General features: G+C 63.9%; 21 protein-coding genes, 1 pseudogene and 1 riboswitch. Of the genes and pseudogenes, 10 read left to right on the top strand and 12 right to left on the bottom strand.

The genetic code is table 11. The features are described from left to right. Window positions 1-175 precede the first annotated feature (175 nt). A pseudogene (locus tag LB538_RS18150) lies at window positions 176-349 on the top strand (DUF1330 domain-containing protein); the annotation flags it as partial. A 16-nt stretch (window positions 350-365) separates the two neighbouring features. Here the strand turns inward: LB538_RS18150 and LB538_RS18155 are convergent. The 4 genes from LB538_RS18155 to metX all read right to left on the bottom strand — a co-directional run bounded on the left by LB538_RS18155 (window position 366) and on the right by metX (window position 3,626). After that, entirely contained in the window at window positions 366-1,358 is a 993-nt protein-coding gene (locus LB538_RS18155; RefSeq protein ID WP_224527384.1) for a glycosyltransferase, read from the bottom strand. 174 nt (window positions 1,359-1,532) lie between these two features. After that, entirely contained in the window at window positions 1,533-1,766 is a 234-nt protein-coding gene (locus tag LB538_RS18160) for a hypothetical protein (RefSeq protein ID WP_224527388.1), read from the bottom strand. Further along, on the bottom strand, window positions 1,763-2,377 hold the full coding sequence (gene metW, locus LB538_RS18165) for a methionine biosynthesis protein MetW (RefSeq protein WP_095767561.1): 615 nt from the start codon (window positions 2,375-2,377) through the stop codon (window positions 1,763-1,765). The genes LB538_RS18160 and metW overlap by 4 nt, the downstream gene beginning before the upstream one ends. A 79-nt stretch (window positions 2,378-2,456) precedes the next feature. Continuing rightward, complete coding sequence (gene metX, locus LB538_RS18170; RefSeq protein ID WP_224527392.1) at window positions 2,457-3,626, bottom strand: homoserine O-acetyltransferase MetX; 1,170 nt, start codon at window positions 3,624-3,626, stop codon at window positions 2,457-2,459. Between the two features lie 96 nt (window positions 3,627-3,722). After that, window positions 3,723-3,800, bottom strand: a riboswitch (SAM riboswitch). A 146-nt stretch (window positions 3,801-3,946) separates the two neighbouring features. Here metX and hisC point away from each other — a divergent pair. Both hisC and LB538_RS18180 read left to right on the top strand, forming a co-directional pair. Next, window positions 3,947-5,050: a histidinol-phosphate transaminase gene (gene hisC / locus LB538_RS18175; RefSeq protein WP_224527395.1), complete on the top strand. Its 1,104-nt coding sequence runs from the start codon at window positions 3,947-3,949 to the stop codon at window positions 5,048-5,050. Window positions 5,051-5,055: 5 nt separating this feature from the next. Next, the gene (locus tag LB538_RS18180) at window positions 5,056-5,991 is read left to right on the top strand and encodes a prephenate/arogenate dehydrogenase family protein (RefSeq protein WP_224527397.1); all 936 of its coding nucleotides are present in this window, start codon (window positions 5,056-5,058) and stop codon (window positions 5,989-5,991) included. 338 nt (window positions 5,992-6,329) lie between these two features. Here LB538_RS18180 and LB538_RS18185 read toward each other — a convergent pair whose 3' ends face one another. Next, a complete protein-coding gene (locus LB538_RS18185; RefSeq protein WP_224527401.1) occupies window positions 6,330-7,262 on the bottom strand; it encodes a sugar kinase in 933 nt (310 codons plus the stop codon). A gap of 89 nt (window positions 7,263-7,351) precedes the next feature. After that, window positions 7,352-8,350, bottom strand: coding sequence for a DUF2125 domain-containing protein (locus tag LB538_RS18190; RefSeq protein ID WP_224527404.1), 999 nt, complete (start codon window positions 8,348-8,350; stop codon window positions 7,352-7,354). Window positions 8,351-8,468: 118 nt separating this feature from the next. Here LB538_RS18190 and LB538_RS18195 point away from each other — a divergent pair, with 118 nt between their 5' ends. The 3 genes from LB538_RS18195 to LB538_RS18205 all read left to right on the top strand — a co-directional run bounded on the left by LB538_RS18195 (window position 8,469) and on the right by LB538_RS18205 (window position 10,856). Continuing rightward, on the top strand, window positions 8,469-8,990 hold the full coding sequence (locus LB538_RS18195; RefSeq protein WP_224527407.1) for a gamma-glutamylcyclotransferase: 522 nt from the start codon (window positions 8,469-8,471) through the stop codon (window positions 8,988-8,990). A gap of 213 nt (window positions 8,991-9,203) precedes the next feature. After that, window positions 9,204-10,151: an aldo/keto reductase gene (locus LB538_RS18200; protein WP_224527410.1), complete on the top strand. Its 948-nt coding sequence runs from the start codon at window positions 9,204-9,206 to the stop codon at window positions 10,149-10,151. 84 nt (window positions 10,152-10,235) lie between these two features. Beyond that, entirely contained in the window at window positions 10,236-10,856 is a 621-nt protein-coding gene (locus LB538_RS18205) for a LysE family translocator (protein WP_224527413.1), read from the top strand. Between the two features lie 4 nt (window positions 10,857-10,860). Here the strand turns inward: LB538_RS18205 and LB538_RS18210 are convergent, their stop codons facing one another. Together LB538_RS18210 and LB538_RS18215 are read right to left on the bottom strand one after the other, a co-directional pair. After that, window positions 10,861-11,655 carry a lysophospholipid acyltransferase family protein gene (locus tag LB538_RS18210; protein WP_224527416.1) on the bottom strand — a complete coding sequence of 265 codons (795 nt, stop codon included), beginning with the start codon at window positions 11,653-11,655 and terminating at the stop codon, window positions 10,861-10,863. 81 nt (window positions 11,656-11,736) lie between these two features. Next, complete coding sequence (locus LB538_RS18215; RefSeq protein WP_224527419.1) at window positions 11,737-12,639, bottom strand: LysR family transcriptional regulator; 903 nt, start codon at window positions 12,637-12,639, stop codon at window positions 11,737-11,739. 101 nt (window positions 12,640-12,740) lie between these two features. On the opposite strand from LB538_RS18215, the gene LB538_RS18220 reads away from it, so the two are divergent. Further along, window positions 12,741-13,346 (top strand): pyridoxamine 5'-phosphate oxidase family protein, encoded by a 606-nt coding sequence (locus LB538_RS18220; protein ID WP_224527421.1) that lies wholly within the window; start codon window positions 12,741-12,743, stop codon window positions 13,344-13,346. A 3-nt stretch (window positions 13,347-13,349) separates the two neighbouring features. Here the strand turns inward: LB538_RS18220 and LB538_RS18225 are convergent, their stop codons facing one another. The 3 genes from LB538_RS18225 to ftsE form a co-directional block, all read right to left on the bottom strand. Next, window positions 13,350-14,078: a YdcF family protein gene (locus LB538_RS18225; protein WP_224527424.1), complete on the bottom strand. Its 729-nt coding sequence runs from the start codon at window positions 14,076-14,078 to the stop codon at window positions 13,350-13,352. 156 nt (window positions 14,079-14,234) lie between these two features. After that, window positions 14,235-15,221 (bottom strand): cell division protein FtsX, encoded by a 987-nt coding sequence (locus LB538_RS18230; RefSeq protein WP_224527428.1) that lies wholly within the window; start codon window positions 15,219-15,221, stop codon window positions 14,235-14,237. Next, complete coding sequence (gene ftsE / locus LB538_RS18235) at window positions 15,214-15,873, bottom strand: cell division ATP-binding protein FtsE (protein WP_126091697.1); 660 nt, start codon at window positions 15,871-15,873, stop codon at window positions 15,214-15,216. Before ftsE ends, LB538_RS18230 begins: the two co-directional genes overlap by 8 nt. 182 nt (window positions 15,874-16,055) lie before the next feature. Between ftsE and LB538_RS18240 the strand changes: the two genes are divergently transcribed. The 3 genes from LB538_RS18240 (at window position 16,056) to LB538_RS18250 (ending at window position 17,861) form a co-directional block, all read left to right on the top strand. Then, a complete protein-coding gene (locus tag LB538_RS18240; protein WP_224527431.1) occupies window positions 16,056-16,688 on the top strand; it encodes a hypothetical protein in 633 nt (210 codons plus the stop codon). A gap of 178 nt (window positions 16,689-16,866) precedes the next feature. Continuing rightward, window positions 16,867-17,409, top strand: coding sequence for a hypoxanthine phosphoribosyltransferase (hpt, locus tag LB538_RS18245; RefSeq protein WP_095767471.1), 543 nt, complete (start codon window positions 16,867-16,869; stop codon window positions 17,407-17,409). An 80-nt stretch (window positions 17,410-17,489) separates the two neighbouring features. Then, window positions 17,490-17,861, top strand: coding sequence for a response regulator (locus LB538_RS18250; RefSeq protein WP_224527434.1), 372 nt, complete (start codon window positions 17,490-17,492; stop codon window positions 17,859-17,861). On the opposite strand, the gene LB538_RS18255 is transcribed toward LB538_RS18250, so the two are convergent. After that, window positions 17,844-18,809: a DMT family transporter gene (locus LB538_RS18255; protein WP_224527437.1), complete on the bottom strand. Its 966-nt coding sequence runs from the start codon at window positions 18,807-18,809 to the stop codon at window positions 17,844-17,846. The genes LB538_RS18250 and LB538_RS18255 overlap by 18 nt on opposite strands. Window positions 18,810-18,910 lie beyond the last annotated feature (101 nt).

Raw genomic sequence — 18,910 nt, forward strand, 5'->3', positions numbered from 1 at the left:
CCACCTCTGATTTGCGGCCGACGCTACAAAAAACCCCCCTTTGTGTCACGCCAGGCCGGCCGAGAAATGCCAAAATTAGCGGTTTTTCCGCAACATTGCGGTCTGATGGCAACACAACTGGCCTTCCTGTTGATTAGGCGGCCCGCCAACAGGAACCAACGGACGGTTTTGCCCTTGGCCCGGGCACCTGATCGTCATCGAATTCCCCGGCAGGCAGCATATGCGGGACCGGTACAATTCACCGGCCTATCAGGCGATCCTTTCGCTGCGCACCCAGAGCTCGCAGTCCGACGTGATCTTCGTCGACGGCGTCGAGCATCCGCACAAGGCTAGGGATGTGCTTCGCTAGCGGGAAAAGATTGACGCTAGCTGTGCCCGATATAGTCCGGCACCATTTCGACCTCGTCGCGGACAAGGCCGGCCGCCAGGCTGAAATGGCCGAAAAACGCCAGTGTATAGAACGCCAGTCCGACAATGACAGCAAACGGGATTTGCCAGAACGGCATGCCGGTCTGCCGCGCATGGCCTGTCACTCGCCGGATCGTGCGCCAAGACATAGTCCCCCAGCGCGTGAAGGATTTGACGATACGCCGAGCCCTGCCAGGTGCATGAAGCTCGACGAATTTTCGATCGGCGTCCCTGCCGGTTACCAGCGCGCGCCAAAAGAAGAACCCCCAGCCCCGCGGCGAGTAGTGGTGAACGCGTGCGTCCACGTTGACTATCTTGTGGCCTTCGCTCCAAAGCTGGTGCATCAGCAACGTGCACGAGACCTTGAAGCCGTTGTGAACTGGAAATGGGTGACTGGATATCCAGTCATGCCGAAAGGCGATGTTGTTGGCGTTGAGAGCACGCTTCGAGGCGAATCTCTCGTCTCCCTCAGCCATCGGGAAAAACCAGATCAACGCGAAGGTTCGCGAGAAGAAGTCATCGTATGAAAGATAGGTGTGTCCATTCACACAGATGGTTTCAGGCTGGTCGACGAAGGGTTTCAGCAGAGTTGAGAGCCAGTTCCGTTCCGGAACTGTATCGGAATCGAGAAAAACAAGGACGCTCCCTTCGCACGAGGGAATGCCGTTGTTCTTGAGGTCGTAATATCTGCCGCCAGGGAACGCCGCGAAGGCCAGATCGGCAACCTGCTCCAGTTGTGGCGCTTCAGCTCCGATACTGCTTCGCAGTGAGACTGCGTCAGTTTCGAGGCCGCCGTGCGAGATTATGACCTTCGGCTTCGGAAATCCGGTAGCGGAAGCCTGGGCGATCTCGCGCGCCAAGGCCTTCAGCCCAAGGCCAATCTCGTCCCAGTCGATGGATTTGGCATTTTCCATCTCCAAGACGATAGAATAGGTGGGATGTTCAGCCATCGCGGCACAACCGGTTGATCAACCCAGTGGCTATAGTCCTAACAGCATGCTGTCAAACTATCGGGATGCAATTATGCGCTGCGAATTTGTCAGATGAGTTATCTTATCGGCAAGTTGTGCGAACTGACTCGCAAAGAGCTTGATTGCATAGACGCCGGTAGAGGACCGCCCCTGTCAGCGCACGCAGTAGCTGGGCGCGGGGATCTCGCGGATAATCCGGCAGCTCCAGCAGACGTCGCCGCCGAACCATTCCAGCGGATGGCCCAGCCCGGCGGAAACCATCAAACCTGCAAGATGACCGCTGCGCGGCGATGTGCAGACGAGAATTCCCGCCCGTATTTCGGAAAGAATATTCGGGGGGATTTCCACCACTGCCGGCGATCGACGAAAGAAACGAATTTCCGTCATCGCCTCAGCAAAAACACCGCCTGCTGACCAAAAAAATTCCAGAACCACCAGGGCATCGACAGGCCGATCTTCTGGCCGTTGGCGTCGAGCGCGGTTGCCTTCTCGACGGTCGCGCCGAGTTCCTCGCAGAGGTTGACGAAGTCGCGGATGGTGCAGAAATGGATGTTGGGCGTGTCGTACCAGGAGTAGGGCAGGTCCTTGGTGACCGGCATCCTGCCCTTGACCAACAGCGAGAAGCGCACGCGCCAGTGGCCGAAATTGGGGAAGGAGACGATGGCGCGGTTGCCGATACGAAGCAGCTCGTCGAGCACCAGCTTCGGGTTCCGGGTCGCCTGCAGGGTCTGTGAGAGCACGACGAAGTCGAAGCCCTTGTCGGGATAGAATTCGAGGTCCTTGTCGGCATCGCCCTGGACGACGGAAAGGCCGCGCGCCACGCATTCGTTGACGCCGCGCTGCGACAGTTCCAGCCCGCGGCCGTCGACCTGCTTGGTCTCCTGCAGGAGTTCCAGAAGCAGTCCGTCGCCCGAGCCGACATCGAGGACGCGCGAATTGGCCGGGATGAGATCGGTGACGACCTCGAGGTCGACACGCTGGGCGCGATTGACGCTCATGGCTTCGCCTCCTGCATAGCGCATGATGCCGGTCCGAAAAGTCGGCGACTTTTTGCGTTCGCTGACCTTCGGTTCGGGGTCATAGACTTAGCCCCCTGGCGCGGGCGGCGGAGGCGATGAAGCCGTTGATGGCCGCGAACAGTTCCGGCTCGTCGAGCAGGAAGGCGTCGTGGCCGCGATCGGTTTCGATCTCGACGAAGGAGACGGAAGCGCCCGCCGCGTTCAAGGCATGCACGATCGATCGGCTCTCCTCGGTCGGGAACAGCCAGTCGCTGGTGAAGGAAACCAGGCAAAAACGCGTCTTGGTGCCGGCGAAGGCGTCGGCGAGGCGCCCGCCGTGATCGGCGGCAAGGTCGAAATAGTCCATCGCGCGGGTCAGATAGAGGTAGGAATTGGCGTCGAAGCGGTCGACGAAAGTCATGCCCTGATGGCGCAGATAGCTCTCGATCTGGAAATCGGCGTCGAAGCCGAAGGTCAGCGCCTCGCGGTCCTGCAAATTGCGGCCGAACTTGCGGTGGAGCGCGGCTTCCGAAAGGTAGGTGATGTGAGCGGCCATGCGCGCGACGGCGAGCCCTTTTTCCGGCCGCTTGCCGAAATCGAGATATTTGCCGCCATGCCAGTCGGGATCGGCCATGACGGCCTGTCGGCCGACTTCATGGAAGGCGATGTTCTGCGAGGAATGGCGGGCGCCGGTGGCGATGGGCAGGACGCAGAACACGCGCTCCGAATGGCTCGCCGCCCATTCCAGAACCTGCATGCCGCCCATCGAGCCGCCAAGCACGCAAAACAGCTTCTCGATGCCGAAATGATCGACCAGCATCGTCTGCGCGCGCACCATGTCGCGTATGGTGATGATCGGCAGGTCGAGCCCGTAGGGCTTGCCGGTCGCCGGGTTGGTCGAGGCCGGGCCGGTCGAGCCGAGGCAGCCGCCGACGACGTTGGAGCAGATGACGAAGAAACGGTTGGTGTCGATGATCCTGCCGGGGCCGATCAGAACCTCCCACCAGCCCGGCTTGCCGGTCACCGGATTGGTGTTGGCGACGTGCTGGTCGCCGGTCAGCGCGTGGCAGACGAGGATGGCGTTGGAGCGCGCGTCGTTGAGCGTGCCATAGGTCTGGTAGGCAATCTGGAAGGGCGAGAGCAGCGTTCCGGCGTCGAGCTTCAGCGGCTTGTCCGGGCCGAACCGCAGCACCGGGCTCGACGGATGGTCGGCCTCGTCGTTGGTTCTTGCAGCACGCTGAGCGGCCATGTCCGTCCTCATCCTGTCCCGCATCGGACTCGTCCCGACGCGGTGTCCGGCCGGCAGCGGACAATAAAAAACCGGCATTGCCGTCGCAAAGCCGGTTACAGGTTGCAAACGGCCCTTTAGCGAGTTGTTTAACGTGGCTGCAAGCCGACCGGCCAAATCACCACGGGAGTCTGGCAATCCTTCTAGGACCAGCGCCGCGCTTCGTCAACGGGTGGCCTCCTCGCGACCGGATACGGGTGCCAGGCGCCGGCCCTCGACATTCCAGCCCGTGGCCTGTATTTCCGCTGCGGCCTTGAAGGCCTTCTCGACGGATTTGTGACATGAAGCAGGATCAGCCCCGTCCGACGCCCCGCGCGGGCATCATGGACATCGAGGCCTATGTGCCGGGAAAAAGCAACGCGCCGGCCGGCGTGACGAAAGTCTACAAGCTGTCGGCGAACGAAAATCCGCTCGGGCCCTCGCCTAAGGCGATCGAGGCTGCGCGCGAGGTGGCGGCGAAGCTCGATGTCTATCCGGACGGCACGGCGCGGCGGCTGCGCGAGGCGATCGCTGAGGTGCATGGGCTGAATCCGGCCAACATCATCTGCTCCAACGGCTCCGACGAGATCCTGGGATTGCTGGCGCAGACCTATCTCGCGCCGGGCGACGAGGCCGTGTTCACCGAGCACGCCTTCATGGTCTACAAGATCTATATCCAGGCGGCGGGCGCCAAGCCGGTGGCGGTCAAGGAGACCGACGAGCGCGCCGACATCGACGCGATTCTCGCGGCGGTGACGCCGGCGACGCGGATCGTGTTCCTCGCCAATCCCAACAATCCGACGGGCACCTATGTGCCGTTCCAGGAAGTGCGCCGGCTGCACGCTGCATTGCCGAAGAACGTGCTCCTGGTGCTCGACGCGGCCTATGCTGAATATGTGCGGCGCAACGACTACGAGGCCGGCATCGAGCTGGCGGGCAGCTCCGAGAACGTGGTGATGACCCGCACCTTCTCCAAGCTCGGCCTCGGCGGCGCGCGTATCGGCTGGATGTACGGGCCGGCGCATATCGTCGATGCGATCAACCGCGTTCGCGGCCCCTTCAACGTCAACGCCACAGCGATCGAGGCCGGCATCGCCGCGATCCGCGACCGCGCCCATATCGAGCGCAGCGTGGCGCATAACGAGAAATGGCTGGCTTGGCTCAGCGCCGAGCTGACCGGGCTCGGCCTGCGCGTCACGCCCAGCGTCGGCAATTTCGTGCTGATCCATTTTCCCGACGGCAAGAAACATTCGGCGGCGGCGGCGGACGATTATCTGAGCGCGCGCGGCTACATCCTGCGCCGCGTCACCGGCTACGGCTTCCCCAATGCGCTGCGCATGAGCGTCGGCACCGAGGAAGCCAATCGCGGCGTCATCGATGCGCTGAAGACCTTCCTGAAAAGCTAGACACCATGGCATCACCGATGTTCGAGAAAATAGCGCTGGTCGGCATCGGCCTTATCGGCTCGTCGCTCGCCCGCGTCATCCGCCGCGAGGGCCTGGCGCGCCATATCGCCATAGCGACGCGTAGCGCTTCGACGCTCGAGCGCGCCGAGGAGCTTGGCCTTGGCGATTCTTACAGCACCGACGCCAGCCAAGCGGTGCGTGACGCCGATCTCGTCATCGTCTCGGTTCCGGTCGGCTCGTCCGGCGAGGTTGCGGCCGAGATCGCGCCTGCGCTGAAGAAGGGCGCCATCCTCACCGATGTCGGCTCGACCAAAGCCTCCGTCATCGCGCAAATGCAGCCGCATGTGCCCGAAGGCGTGCACTTCATCCCCGGACATCCGTTGGCCGGCACGGAAAAGTCCGGACCCGATGCCGGCTTTGCCGATCTCTTCGAGAACCGCTGGTGCATCTTCACGCCGCTGCCGGGAACCGATTCCGCCGCGCTCGAGACGCTTTCGGAATTCTGGCAGCGCTGCGGCTCCAACATCGACACGATGGACCCGCAGCACCACGACATGACGCTCGCGATCGTTTCGCATCTGCCGCATATCATCGCCTACAACATCGTCGGCACGGCGGACGATCTGGAAGCGGTGACCAAGAGCGAAGTCATCAAATATTCCGCTTCCGGCTTCCGCGACTTCACCCGTCTTGCCGCCTCCGACCCGACCATGTGGCGGGACGTGTGCCTGCACAACAAGGACGCGATCCTGGAGATGCTGGCGCGTTTCTCGGAGGATCTGGCCTCACTGCAGCGGGCGATCCGCTGGGGCGACGGCGAGAAGCTGTTCGACCTCTTCACCCGCACCCGCGCAATCCGCCGTTCGATCATCGAGGCCGGCCAGGATATCGATGTGCCGGATTTTGGCCGCCAGGCGGTCGAGCACCCGGCCAAGCCTTAGGCTTTTCCCTCGTTCTCTGGCGTGGATTGACCTGTCAGCCTGGGCAGGCGCATGCGCTGGAGATTGGCCGAAACGCCCATCGCGATCGTCATCCACGGGCGGAGCAAGGAGCGAAGCGACCCGCGCAGACCCGAGGATCCATTCCGTGACTTCCGAGCGCTGTCGCGGTGCAGAATTCTGCTCCGCCGCGTTCCATGGCTCAGGTCACGGAATGGATTCCAGGGTCTCCGCGACGCCGCCTCGCGACTGCTCCGCCCTGGAATGACGAGGTTGAGCGGCTTACGCCAACCCCAGCATTTGTGCCGATTTCGCGGAAATAGCCGAGATACTTTTGCGTTCTAGCCCTGGGCTGGCGGCCAGTGCGCCGCCATCATCGCCAGCGTTTCGGCCCGATCCGGCGCGCCGAGGCGGCCGCCGAAGCGCAGGCATTTGAGCGCCGCGGCGGCGCTGGCAAAGCGCAGGGCTTCCTCCATGGGCAGGGCCTCGGCGAGGCCGACGGCGAAGGCGCCGTGGAAGACATCGCCGGCGGCGAGCGTGTCGATCGCCTTGACCTTCGGCGCCTCGACATGGCGCACGCGCCGAGTCGCGCGGTCGTGCCACCAGGTGCCGGCCGCGCCGCCGGTCACCGCGACAAAGGCATCGGTGCGCGAAGCGAGGTCGGCGCAGGCGCTTTCTGGGTCGAGCGCGTGGCCGCAGACGATGCGCGCCGCCGGTTCGGAAGCGACGATGTGCGAGGCCAAGGGCAACAGCCGCTCCAGCACCTCGATCGGCGCGGTGTCGGCGTCCAGGATCGCCGGACGGCCGGTCGATCTGGCCGCGCCCAGAGCCAGCGCCGCGGCGCCCGGCCAGCGGACATCCACCAGCACGGCGTCGAAGGCGGAGAGGTCGGCGAGCGGCAGCGCCTCGGGATCGGCTTGCGCCTTTTTGTCATAGAAGGGAACGATGACGCGCTCGCCATGCGCATCCACCAGGATCGCGGCCAGCGCCGATCGCGCGCCGGGAACACGGCGGATAAGGCTGCAGTCGACGCCTTCGGCCTGAATGTCGGCGATCAGCTGATTGCCGACCGGATCGTCGCCCGTGCTTGCCCAAAGCGAGACCTCGGCGCCGAGACGCCGAGCGGCGCAGGCGGCGCTCGTCGCCATGCCGGAAGCGATCTGGACGCCGTCGCTGGCGATGAACTTGCCCTGATGCGCGGGCAGCGTCTCGACGCGAAGGATCGTATCGAGGGTGAAGGCGCCGACGCTGAGCAGTCTGACCGGCTTCGGCATCGTTGCTTTACTCTTCTCAGTCGGCATGATCTCACCCGAAAACCGGTCCCCACCTTTTGCTATGCTGACCTTCGGTTCGGGACCACGCTCTATTCAAGCGGCTTGATCTTGCCGAGCGGGATGAAGCCCAGCGAGGCCTTGCCCTTGACGATCTTGAGCGGCATCGAGGGTTCTTTTCCAAGCATCGACAGGGCGGCAAAGCCCTGCTCGATTCCGCTTTTATGCTCGGGAATCGCGCCGGCAAGGATAGATGCCACCGCTTTCGGGTCCTTGAGCTTGATCGTCAGGTCCCCGTTGACCAGCCCTTCCGCGTCGACGGAGACCGGTCCGGACACGATGATGCGCGCCGTGCCGGACGACAGGTCGAGCTTGGCGATCTCGATCGACTGGCCGCGCAGGCTCTTCGGCGGCGCTGCGATCAGCGCCACGCCGTTCTTCAGCGTCACGTCGCCGCTGCCGTCCAGCGCCGGCAGCACGCGTCCGTCGATGGCATCCGCGTTGATCTCCAGGTCGCCGAAGCTGCCGACATAATTGATGTCCTGGCCGGCCGGCTGCAATTGGCCGGCCGCCTTGCCGGCGCTGAACAATTGGATCGGATCCGTGTCGTCCTGCGGGTCGGTCTGACCGTTCAGGCCTTCAGCCTGCACGGAAACGCTCCTTGGCAACGGCCACCACACTTTGACATTGGCCTGCAACCGGTCCCAGTCGATCCAGAGCGGCGGCATTCCGGGCGCCATCGTTCTCAACGGCCCGCGCAGGTCGGCGACCGGCGACAAGGGTCCGGCGATCCCGGCGACGGCGTTGAAGCTGCCGGTGGAGGCGGCGACCTTCCTGGTGTCGTCTTCATAGGCGATGTTGTCGCAGGAGACCGTGAAGCTCATCGGGTAGCCGCTGACGGCGAGGTTGGCGCAGCCGGCGGCGATCCCTTTGCTGCCCAGTCTCGCCACCGCCTGATCTGCCTCGGTCTTGAGCCTGTCGGCGAGATAGAACCAGCCGCCGCTATAGGCGGCGAACAGCACGACAAGGAGCGCGGCAAGCCAGAACAGCCGGCGGCGAAGTTTGGGCGATCGCTCGTCACTTGACGTCATGCTGCGGCTCTCGTTAACCCGGCGAGCGGGCATTTACCAATACGCAAACAAGCGGGGGCCAGAAGAAGCACCTCGGCGGTGCGGTGTCGTTCACTCGAATGCGATCAGGCTTGGCGATATGGGCGATTTTTGGGTTTTTGGCTATGGGTCGCTGATTTGGCGGCCCGGATTTGCCCATGTCGAGACGCGCCGCGCCCGGCTTTACGGCTATCGCCGCTCGCTTTGCGTCTATTCCTTCGTGCATCGCGGCACGCGCGCGCGGCCAGGCCTGGTGCTCGGCCTCGACCGGGGCGGCTCCTGCGTCGGCCTCGCCTACCGTGTTCCCGGCAATTTGCGCGACGAGGTGCTTTCCTATCTGCGCGAGCGCGAGCTGGTCACCAGCATCTATCTCGAACGCATTCTCGATGTCCGGCTGGATGGTGGAGGCGCGGTCGAGGCGGTCGCCTACACCGTCGACCGCCGGCATGAGCAGTATGCCGGCGCGCTCGACGCCGATCACGCGGCCAGGATCGTTCGCGGCGCGGTCGGCCAATCCGGGCGAAACGAGGACTATCTCTTGAGCACACTTGAGCATCTCGAGGCGCTCGGCATCCGCGATCACTGGCTGGAGGAGGTGGGCCGTCGGGTCGCGTCTTCGTGAAGCGCATTTTCGGCGAAATAATTTCGCCTCCAATGCTCTATCTTTTTGTTTTTACGCAATTCCAGACGCAAAACCGCGACGCAGTTTTGCTGGAATTGCTCTGGTCCGATCAAAAAACAAAACCATGCCTTTGACCTCGCCCGGCCGCGACCTAGCTTAGCGGCATCCCATTCCTTGGGCGTCAGGCCCGTTCCAGCATCACGGAGATCAGTCTTGCAGAAACGTCGTCTCGGTCGCACCGACCTTTCCATCGCGCCGCTGGTCCTGGGCGGCAACGTCTTCGGCTGGACCGCCGACGAGAAGACCTCCTTCGACCTGCTCGACCGGTTCGTCGCTGCCGGCTTCAACGCCGTCGATACGGCCGATGCCTATTCGCGCTGGGTTCCCGGCAACAAGGGCGGCGAATCGGAAACGATCATCGGCAACTGGATGAAGAGCCGCGGCAACCGCGATCAGGTCATCGTCATCACCAAGGTCGGTTCGGACATGGGCCAGGGCAAGCGCGACCTCTCCGCTGCCTATATCGAAAAGGCGGTCGACGCTTCACTGAAGCGGCTGCAAACCGATGTCATCGACCTCTATCTGTCGCACTGGCCGGATCCGGCCACGCCTTACGAGGAAACGCTCGGTGCCTATCAGCGGCTGCTCGAAAAGGGCAAGATCCGCTATCCCGGCTGCTCCAATCTCGATGCCGGGCAGCTGCGCGCCGCGCTCGACGTCGCCAGCTTGCGCAGCCTGCCACGTTACGAGGTGCTGGAACCCGAATACAATTTGTACGACCGCTCGTCGCTCGACGGACCGCTGCTCGACCTCTGCAAAGCCGAGGATATCGGCGTCATCACCTATTTCAGCCTCGCAAAGGGATTCCTGAGCGGCAAATACCGCAGCAAGGCCGATCTCGGCCAGAGCGCGCGCGGCGAAGACGTCGCCGAATATCTCAACGAGCGCGGCATGCGCATCCTTTCCGCGCTCGATGCCGTGGCCGAGCGCCATTCGGCCAAGCAGGCGGAGGTGGCGCTGGCCTGGATCATCGCGCGGCCTGGCGTCACCGCGCCGATCGCCAGCGCCACGACCCTGGCCCAGATGGATAGCCTAATCCGCGCCGCGTCGCTCAAGCTTTCGGCCGACGATATCGCGGCATTGGACCGGGCCAGCGCCTGAGACGGGCGCTGCGCACGAACGTCCAAGACGGCCATGACGATCCCTCCTAAATCCTGTCGCATCGCGGCGGCAGGAGCGTTCGGCATGGCCGATGGCATCTTGAACGAGGCGCAGACCTGGCAGCAGGTGCTGGCGCTTATCGTGGCGGCGACGGTCGTCATGGGCAGTCCGGGACCTGCGACGATCAGCGTGACCGCCGTCGGCGCGGCTTTCGGTCTGCGTCCTTCCCTGGGTTACACGTCTGGCGTGGTGCTCGGCACGATAGCCGTGCTTCTGGCGGTGGCGGGCGGGATTTTCGGCATGCTGACCTCGGTGCCGGGAGTGGCGCCGGTGCTGGCGGTCGCCTCGGCAGGCTACATCCTTTATCTCGCCTTCAAAATAGCGACAGCGCCGCCATTGGCCGAGCGCGGAAGCACGGCGACGAAGCCTGATTTCCTTGGCGGCTTCATGCTCGCCGTCGCCAACCCGAAAGCCTATGTGGCGATCGCAGCGGTTTTCGCCGGCGCCGCGTCGCAGGCCGATGCGCTCGGCGTCTCCACCAGGCTGCTGGTGCTTGCCGCCATGATCGTCGCCATCCACGTCGTGTGGCTGCTTGCCGGAACGGCGTTCGCACGCGTCCTGCGCCATCCGCTGGCCTCGCGGATCATCAACCTGGTGTTTGCCGCCACGCTGGTGCTGACGACTCTGCTGGCGGTGCTGCGGTAGCCGATCAGGTCTTCGCGGTTACGCCGAGTTCCGCCAGCCGCTTCACCGCCGTCGGCGGCATGGGCGGCGGGTTCGGCGCCTGCGCCGCTTCGATAAGCATCTGGTCGCAGGCGGCCTCGATCTCGCCGATCAGCCGCTGCATGAATTCCTCCTTGCCGAGCCCTGGCGGGATCGGCGGCAGGAAGCGGGCCTTGATGGTGCCGGGATAGCGCAGGAACTTGCGGCGCGGCCAGTAGAGGCCGGCGACATGAGCCACCGGGACCACAGGAACGCCGAGCTGCGTGTAGAGCTCGACGATGCCGTATTTGTAGGACGGCTCGGCGCCCGGCGGGCGGCGCGTGCCTTCGGGATAGATGATGAGCTGGCGCGGATTGCGGTTCATCTCCTGCCTGGTCGCGACGACGACAGCCTTCAGCGCTTTCGAACGGTTGCCGCGATCGACCGGGATCATGCGCATTTTCAAGATGTACCAGCCGAAAAAGGGGATCCAGGTCAGCTCGCGCTTCAGGATGTAGAGCGCGTCGTCGAGATAGGGGAAGAAGGCGATCGCGTCCCAGAAGGACTGATGCTTCGGCGCCAGGATGAAGGAGCCTTCGGGCAGGTTCTCGACACCCGTGATCTCGCTCTTCGTCGCGGCGATCTTGTCATAGAGCCACATTGAGGTGCGCGACCAGAATTTCGGCACGAACCAGGCGCGGTGGCGCGGCGACAGGAAATAGAAAGGCGTCCAGAAGATCATCTGGACGATCAGGCTGAGATAGAAGACGAAGTTGAACGCCAGCGAGCGGATGATGAGCATGCAAGGGGCCCGTGAGGAAGTGTGCGTTGGTTACACCAAGCGGCGGCAAAAAGGAAACGCCGCCATTGTCGAATGGTGCCGCTAGAGTGACCGAGCCAGCCGTTCCTTGAGACGCGGCGCGGCGAAATCGAGGAAGGCGCGCAGCTTTACCGGCAGCCGGCCCTGGCCGGCATGGACGAGGCTCACCGGCCAGGGCGGCGGTTCGAAGGCCTGCAGCACCAGCCGCAGCGCGCCGGCGCGCACCGCGGCATCCGCCTGGTAGGAGAGCACTTTCGTCAGGCCGAGCCCGGCAATCGCGGCATCGATGGCCGCTTCGGCGGTGTTGACTTGCAGGCGCGAGCGAACAGGGATTGTCGTTTCCGTCTTGCCGGTTCCGAAGCTCCATGCCGCGGGAGCGGCGAGACCTTCGAAGGTGACACAGTCGTGGCCGGCAAGGTCTTGCGGGGTCGCCGGCGTGCCATGCAAGGCGAGATAGGCGGGACTTGCGCAGACGATACGGCGGATCGAGCCGATGCGGATTGCAACCATGGCGGAATCCGGCAGCTCGCCGATGCGCAGGGCGAGATCGATATGCTCCTCGACCAGTTGGGTGATCCGGTCCGACAGGGTCAAGCGGACATCCACCTGCGGGTAGACGGCGAGAAAGCCGGCGATCACCGGCAGCACATGCAGGCGGCCGAACACGACCGGCGCCGTGATGACCAGCTCGCCGGTCGGGCTCGAATATTCGCCGGCAGCATCGCGCTCGGCCTCGCTCACCTCGTCGAGGATGCGACGGCAGGCGGCAAGATAGGACTGGCCGGCATCGGTCAGCGTCAGGCGCCGCGTCGAGCGGTTGAGCAGACGCGTCCCCAAATGCTTCTCCAGTTCGGAAAGCTTGCGGCTCACCGTCGGCAGCGGCACGCCGGCGCGCTTGGCTGCAGCGGAAAGGCTGCCGGCCTCCACCGTGGCAACGAACAGGGACATAGCGTTGAGGCGGTCCATTATTCTTCCGAAATATGGAAAGATAGATTGCAAACATGCTCTCTACATCCGGTTTTCGGAAGAGCCTAACTGATGTGCGATCCTGTCCGCGGAGCGCCAGCATGAATGAATTCACCAGCGACGTCGCCTTCACGCCTACCGTCAAGGCCATCCAGTCCCGCAAGGGGTCGCGCAATTCCTATGCGCGCGTAGAGCAGCACGGCGGCTGGCGGGCAACGATCGCTCCGGATCTTGCCGCCTTCATCGAAGCACAGACCAGCGTGTTCCTGGCGACGGCCAACGCCGAAGGCCAGCCCTACATCCAGCATCGCGGTGGGCCGGCCGGTTTCCTCAAGGTGCTGGACGAGCACATGATCGGCTTTGCGGACTTTTCCGGCAATCGGCAGTTCATCACCCAGGGCAATCTCGAGGACAATGACCAGGCCTTCCTGTTCCTGATCGACTATATGCTCCGGCAGCGCATCAAGATCTGGGGCAGGGCGCGCGTCGTCGAGAATGACCCGGAGCTGACGGCGAAGCTGATGCCCGCGGACTACAAGGCGCGGCCGGAGCAGGCGATCCTGTTCACGGTCTCCGCCTGGGACGCCAATTGCCCGCAGCACATCCCGCAGCGCTTCGAGGCGGCGGATGTCGCGGCCGCCCTTGCCGAGCGCGACCGGCGCATCGCCGGCCTGGAGCAGGAGATTGCGCGCCTGCGCGGCGGCTGACGTTTAATTCTTCACCACGGTCGAGGCTTCCGCCAGTGTGACGCCCTCGGGCGTCGTGCGCAGCGGCAGGAAGCCGCGCGCCAGAGACAGCACATATTTGCTGTATTCGGTGAGCAGCACACGCAGGGCCTCCGGCTTGGTCAGCCAGCCGCCGTTGCCGAGATTGGTATTGACCACCGGATAGGGCTCCAGGCGCGCGCCATGCAGCAGCCGGCCCATCTCGAGCAAGCTGCGCGGCATGTGGTAATTGTTGGTGACGATGATGATGCTGCCATAGGCGTGGTTTTCCACCCATTTGGCGCTTTCCTCGGCATTGCCGATGGTGTCGAGCGCGGCGCGGTCGATATCGACGCAACAGGAAAAGAGCTGTTTGTCGCCGCCCATCGCCGCCTGCAGCTGGCGCTTGGTTGCCGACGGATGGACGCCGCTGATCAGCAGCCGTTCGCCCTTGCCGGAGGCCAACAGGTCCATCGCCGCGTCGAGCCGCGACTGCCCGCCGGTGAGCACGATGATGGCGTCGGCCCTGGCCGGATTGGCCGGAGTCGTCATATGGCTGACCTTGTCGGCAAACCAGCCGAAGCCGCCGGCAAAAAGCACCAGCGCGGCGAGAACCACGAAACCGCAGACGCGCAGGGCGAGCCTCAAACGACCGAACCCGGCGAAGGCAGCGCTGCGCACACGCATCGCCGGCATTCGTCCAGCCGTCTCGATCGAATCCCGCGCTTCCATCATCCCCGGTTAATCCTGAAAGCCTCTAATGGTTAACTCCGAAATGCGGCCGTTGATAGGTGAGACGGCGCACATTGCGTTACGGCAGGTGTCCCACGCGTGATCATTGTCCCGTTTGAATATAGCGCTTTGCGCCGGTTTCCGGATTGATCTCATCGGTCAGCCCGCATCCGGCTGGCGAACGTCGATGTCGCTGAGATAGGCGACGACGGTCGCGTGCGAAGTGGCTGCGGTCAGCGCGCCGATCACCAGCACCATCAGGCCGACGCCGAGATAACCGGCCGAACCGATGGCGAAATTGCCGAACAGCGCGGTTGCCTGGTCGGCCTGGGGCGTCGCCATGTTGCGCGACGACCACCAGGAAAAGACGATGAAGACGGCGATCGCCAGGGCGCCCCCGGCGGCCGCGCCCTTCATGCCGGTGACCAGGAAATGCCAGCGGAATTCGCGCGCGATGAAGCGCGCCTCGGCGCCGACGAAATGCAGCACCTCGATGATGTGGCCGTTGCCGGCCATGGCGCCGCGCGTGGCGAACACCACCGTCAGCACGGTTGCCGACAGCATCAGCACCAGAACGGCAATGCCGATCGTCACGGTCGTGCGCGCCATGGCGACCAGCCGGTCGACCCAGGTGCGGTGATCGTCGAGTGCCGCGGTCGGTATTTTCGGCGTGATGGCGGCGCGCATGGCGGCAAAGTCGGGCGGGCTGGCCTCGTCGATGGTGACGATGATGAGGCGCGGCACCGGCAGCTCATCGATGTTGAGGCCGCTGCCCAGCCACGGTTCCAGAAGACGCGCGGTCGCGTCGCGGTCGATGATCTTGGTGCCCTTCACGCCGGGGAACTCGCTGGCGATCTGCGAGGCCTGCGCAAGGGCCGCCTCCATGTCCAAACCGTCGGCCGGCTTGATCTGGATCGTCGCCTCGCGCGATATCTGGTTCTCCCAGACGGAGGCGGTATCGCGCACCAGCGTCACGGCGCCGAAGGTGAGACAGGACAGGAAGGTCATGATGGCGATGACCAGCACCAGCGCCCGTCCAGCGATGTTCTGCGCCGGCACGATCGGCGCCGTCTTGCGCTGGACACGCCGGACCGTCACCGGCGCCTCGGCTTCATCGTGGAGGTGATCGGCCGGAAGGTCAGTCATAAACGTCCAACCTTCCACCGGCCAGGATCATGCGACGCGCATCGACCTGTTCCATCAGGCCGAGGTCGTGGGTGGCGATCACCACGGCGGTGCCTAGCCGGTTGAGCTCGATGAACAGTCTTAGCAGCCGGCGCGCCAGCGGCGGGTCGACATTGCCGGTCGGCTCGTCGGCAAGCAGGATCTCCGGCTGTTCGATCAAGGCCCGGGCGATCGCGGCGCGCTGCTTCTCGCCGCCCGACAGCACCGGCGGCAGCACATGCATGCGGTCGCCGAGCCCGACCCATTTCAGCAGCTCGGTGACGTCGGTGCGGTAGCCCGCTTCCTCGCGCCCGCGCACGCGCAGCGGCAGCGCGACATTCTCGTAGGTCGTCATATGGTCGAGCAGGCGGAAGTCCTGGAACACCACGCCGATGCGGCGGCGCAGCAGCGGCAGCTCGCCGCGCGAAATGCGCGAGCGGTCCTTGCCGAAGATGGTGATCAGGCCGCGCGTCGGCTTCAGCGACATGAACAAAAGGCGCAGCAAGGTCGTCTTGCCGGCGCCCGAAGGGCCGCTCAGGAACTGGAAGGAGCGCTCCGGAATGTGCAGGGAGATGTCGCGGAGGATCTCCGGACCCATGCCATAGCGGAGGCCGACATTTTCGAAGCGGATCACGTTCGGCGACCTGGAAACTCTCGGCGGCGACGCGCCACAATCTATCTTAACAGACCATCGGCCGGCGTGGTTAACCGGCGGTTAATTTTGCAACGTCCAGCATGCATCAAAAGCCATTTCGGTGGGGAAGCGTTAACCAATTGCGTTTACGCAAAAGAAACGAAGACTGCACTGGTGCCGTAATGGCTGACGAGAGAACCGCGCGCCCTGTTTCCGGCGAAATCATGACCGGCACGGCAACAAATGCCGTGCCGGAACGCGTCACGTTCGATGCGGCCGACATCGTCGATGCCGATTATGTGGTGCTGCCGCGTTTTGCCGCTTATCCAGAATCGGCACCGCCGCCGCAGATGCCGTCGACGCCATCGATCGGCGGCATGGGCATGCTGCGCAGGCCGGAGGCGGCGCCGTCGCGATCCTCGCGTGGCGGTCCGTTGTTCTGGATAGCCGGCGTCGGCGTAGCGCTCGCATCCTTCTGGGTGTCGGGTGGTCATGCGCTGGTCCGGCAGGGCCCTTTCTGGGCAACCGCTGCGCCGTCGAGCGCGCTCACCATTTCCGGCGTAACGTCGCGCATCGATGCGTCGGGATTGAAGCCGGTGCTGTTCGTGGATGGCGAGGCGGCGAATGACGGGATGAAGTCGGAAACGCTGCCGCCGCTCGAAATCCGCGTCACCGATAACAATTCCAATATCATCCGCTACAGGCTGGGGACATTCAACCGTTCGCTAGGCCCGGGCGAAAGATTCGGCTTTTCGAGCCGCCTCGATGTGCCTAAAGACGGCGTAAGGACAGTCTCCGTAATCTTCGCCGGCTAGGTGTGTCGATATTCAGGTGAGGCCGGCCTGCGAACGAGAGCTTCCTTCGCTTCCGGTGCTCACGTACTTCAAGTACGCTCCGCTCCGGTTCTCGGAAGCCATCGTTCTCGACTCGGCCTGACCTGAATCTCGACACATCTAGCGCCTGGCGTCCTAGGTGGTTTTGAAGGACAAAAGAATGCCAGTTGTACGCGGCAAGGACATCGAGGTCCTGTTTTCGGCGTCGGCGATCGCGCGCCGCAATCTCGAACTCGCCAAGGAAATCGCCGGGCGCGACTACCACGACCTGCTGGTGATCTCGATTCTCAAGGGCTCGTTCGTCTTCGCCGCCGATCTCATCCGCGCCATGCATGATGTCGGCCTGTCGCCGGAAGTCGAGTTCATCTTCATCTCCAGCTACGGCGCCGGCACGACCAGCGGCGAGGTCAGGGTGCTGCGCGACATCGACAACGAGGTCGCCGGCCGCGACGTGCTGTTGATCGACGACATACTCGAATCCGGCAAGACGCTTTCCTACACCCGCGACCTGATGCTTTCGCGCGGCGCCAAGAGCTGCGCCATCGCGGTGCTGCTCGACAAGCGGATGCGCCGCCAGACCTCGCTCAACGCCGATTATGTGGGCTTCGACTGCCCGGACTATTTCGTCGTCGGCTACGGCATGGATGTGGCCCATGCGTTCCGCGAGCTGCCGTTTGTCGGGGTGGTGAAAGGCGACGCCTGAGAAGGCGGCGCCATCCCGAAAAACCGCCGATCGTTAGAATTTTCAGAAAACATCAACGTTTCGGCGGCATCTATCTCGGCATGGCAAAGCTTCTGATCGTCGAGGACGATGAGTCCGTCCGCACCCTCGCTGCCCGCGCGCTCGAGCGCGATGGCCATAATGTCACCATCGCCACCGACGGCGCGCAGGGGCTGGACATGATCCGGCAGGCGCGCGGCGGTTTCGATCTGGTGGTGTCCGACATCCGCATGCCGGAGATGGACGGCATCGAGATGGCGACATCGGCTGCAAGAGAGTTCCCGACGATGCGGATCATGCTGATGACCGGCTATGCCGACCAGCGCGAGCGCGCCGAGGAGCTCAACGGCATCATCCTCGACGTCGTGCAGAAGCCGTTCACGCTTGCCGAGATCCGTGGCCGCGTCGGCAAGGCATTAAGCTGCTTCGCTTGATACCGCATCGGCCGTGACAGCGGCGGCCGGCGCCGCACTTCGCCGACGTCCGCCGCTGAGCGCAAGCAGGCCGGCGCCGATGATCAGCGCCGCGCCCAGCACCGTGGTTTCACGCGGCACTTCGGCGAAGAACAGGAAACCCCACAGCGGCGACCACAGGATGCCTGTGTATTCGAAGGTGGCGACGCGATTGGCCGGCGCCATCCGGTAGGCCTGCGAGAGCAGGATCATGCCGGCGGACGCGACGAGGCCGCAGGCGGCCATCTTCAGGAAGTCCGGCATTGTCGGCCATACCCATGGCCGCACCAGGAATTCGACGCTCGGATGCGCCGCATGGGTGATGCCGGCAAGGTGGAAGACGGTTGCGACGGCGATGGCGCCGCTGAGATAGGCGCCGTTCTGATAGAAGGCCATCACGGTCGATGATTCGGTGTCGCCGATACGGCGCGCCATCAGTTGCGAGAAGCCGTAGAGGAAGGCCGAGCCCAGCGACAGCAGCGCCGCCCAGTCGAACACGCCGGCGCCAGGGCGCACCATCACCAGCACTCCAACCAAGCCGATCAGCACCGTCGACAGGGTTTTCCATGAGACGCGCTCGCCGAGATAGGGACCGGCCATCGCCATGATGAACAGCGGCGCCATGAAATAGAGCGCCACCGCATCGGCCAGCGGCAAGGCGGCGATCGCCAGATAATAGACCGTGTAGGACGAGAACTGGATGAAGGCGCGCAGCGTCAGCATGCCTGCCCGCTTCGACAGCACCGCCTTCAGGCCGACATCGGCCTGAACGAGCACGATCAGGATCGGCAACGCGACGATGGCGCGGATTGCCATCACCTCGGTCACCGGATAGCCGCCCGAAACCGCCTTCACCAGCGGATCCTGCAGTGAAAAAACCAGCACGCCGAGGCAGAGGCTCAGAATGCCAAGCACCGTCCGGTTCTGCATGATCTATCCAGCGAAAAAGAACCCGCCACCATTTTCAGGCAGCGGGTACGAGTGAGGACTCTTCGATTGGTCCGCGACCGATTTCGCGGCCGCATATCCAA

Source organism: Mesorhizobium sp. Ca11 (genome assembly GCF_020165275.1).
GTDB lineage: Bacteria > Pseudomonadota > Alphaproteobacteria > Rhizobiales > Rhizobiaceae > Mesorhizobium.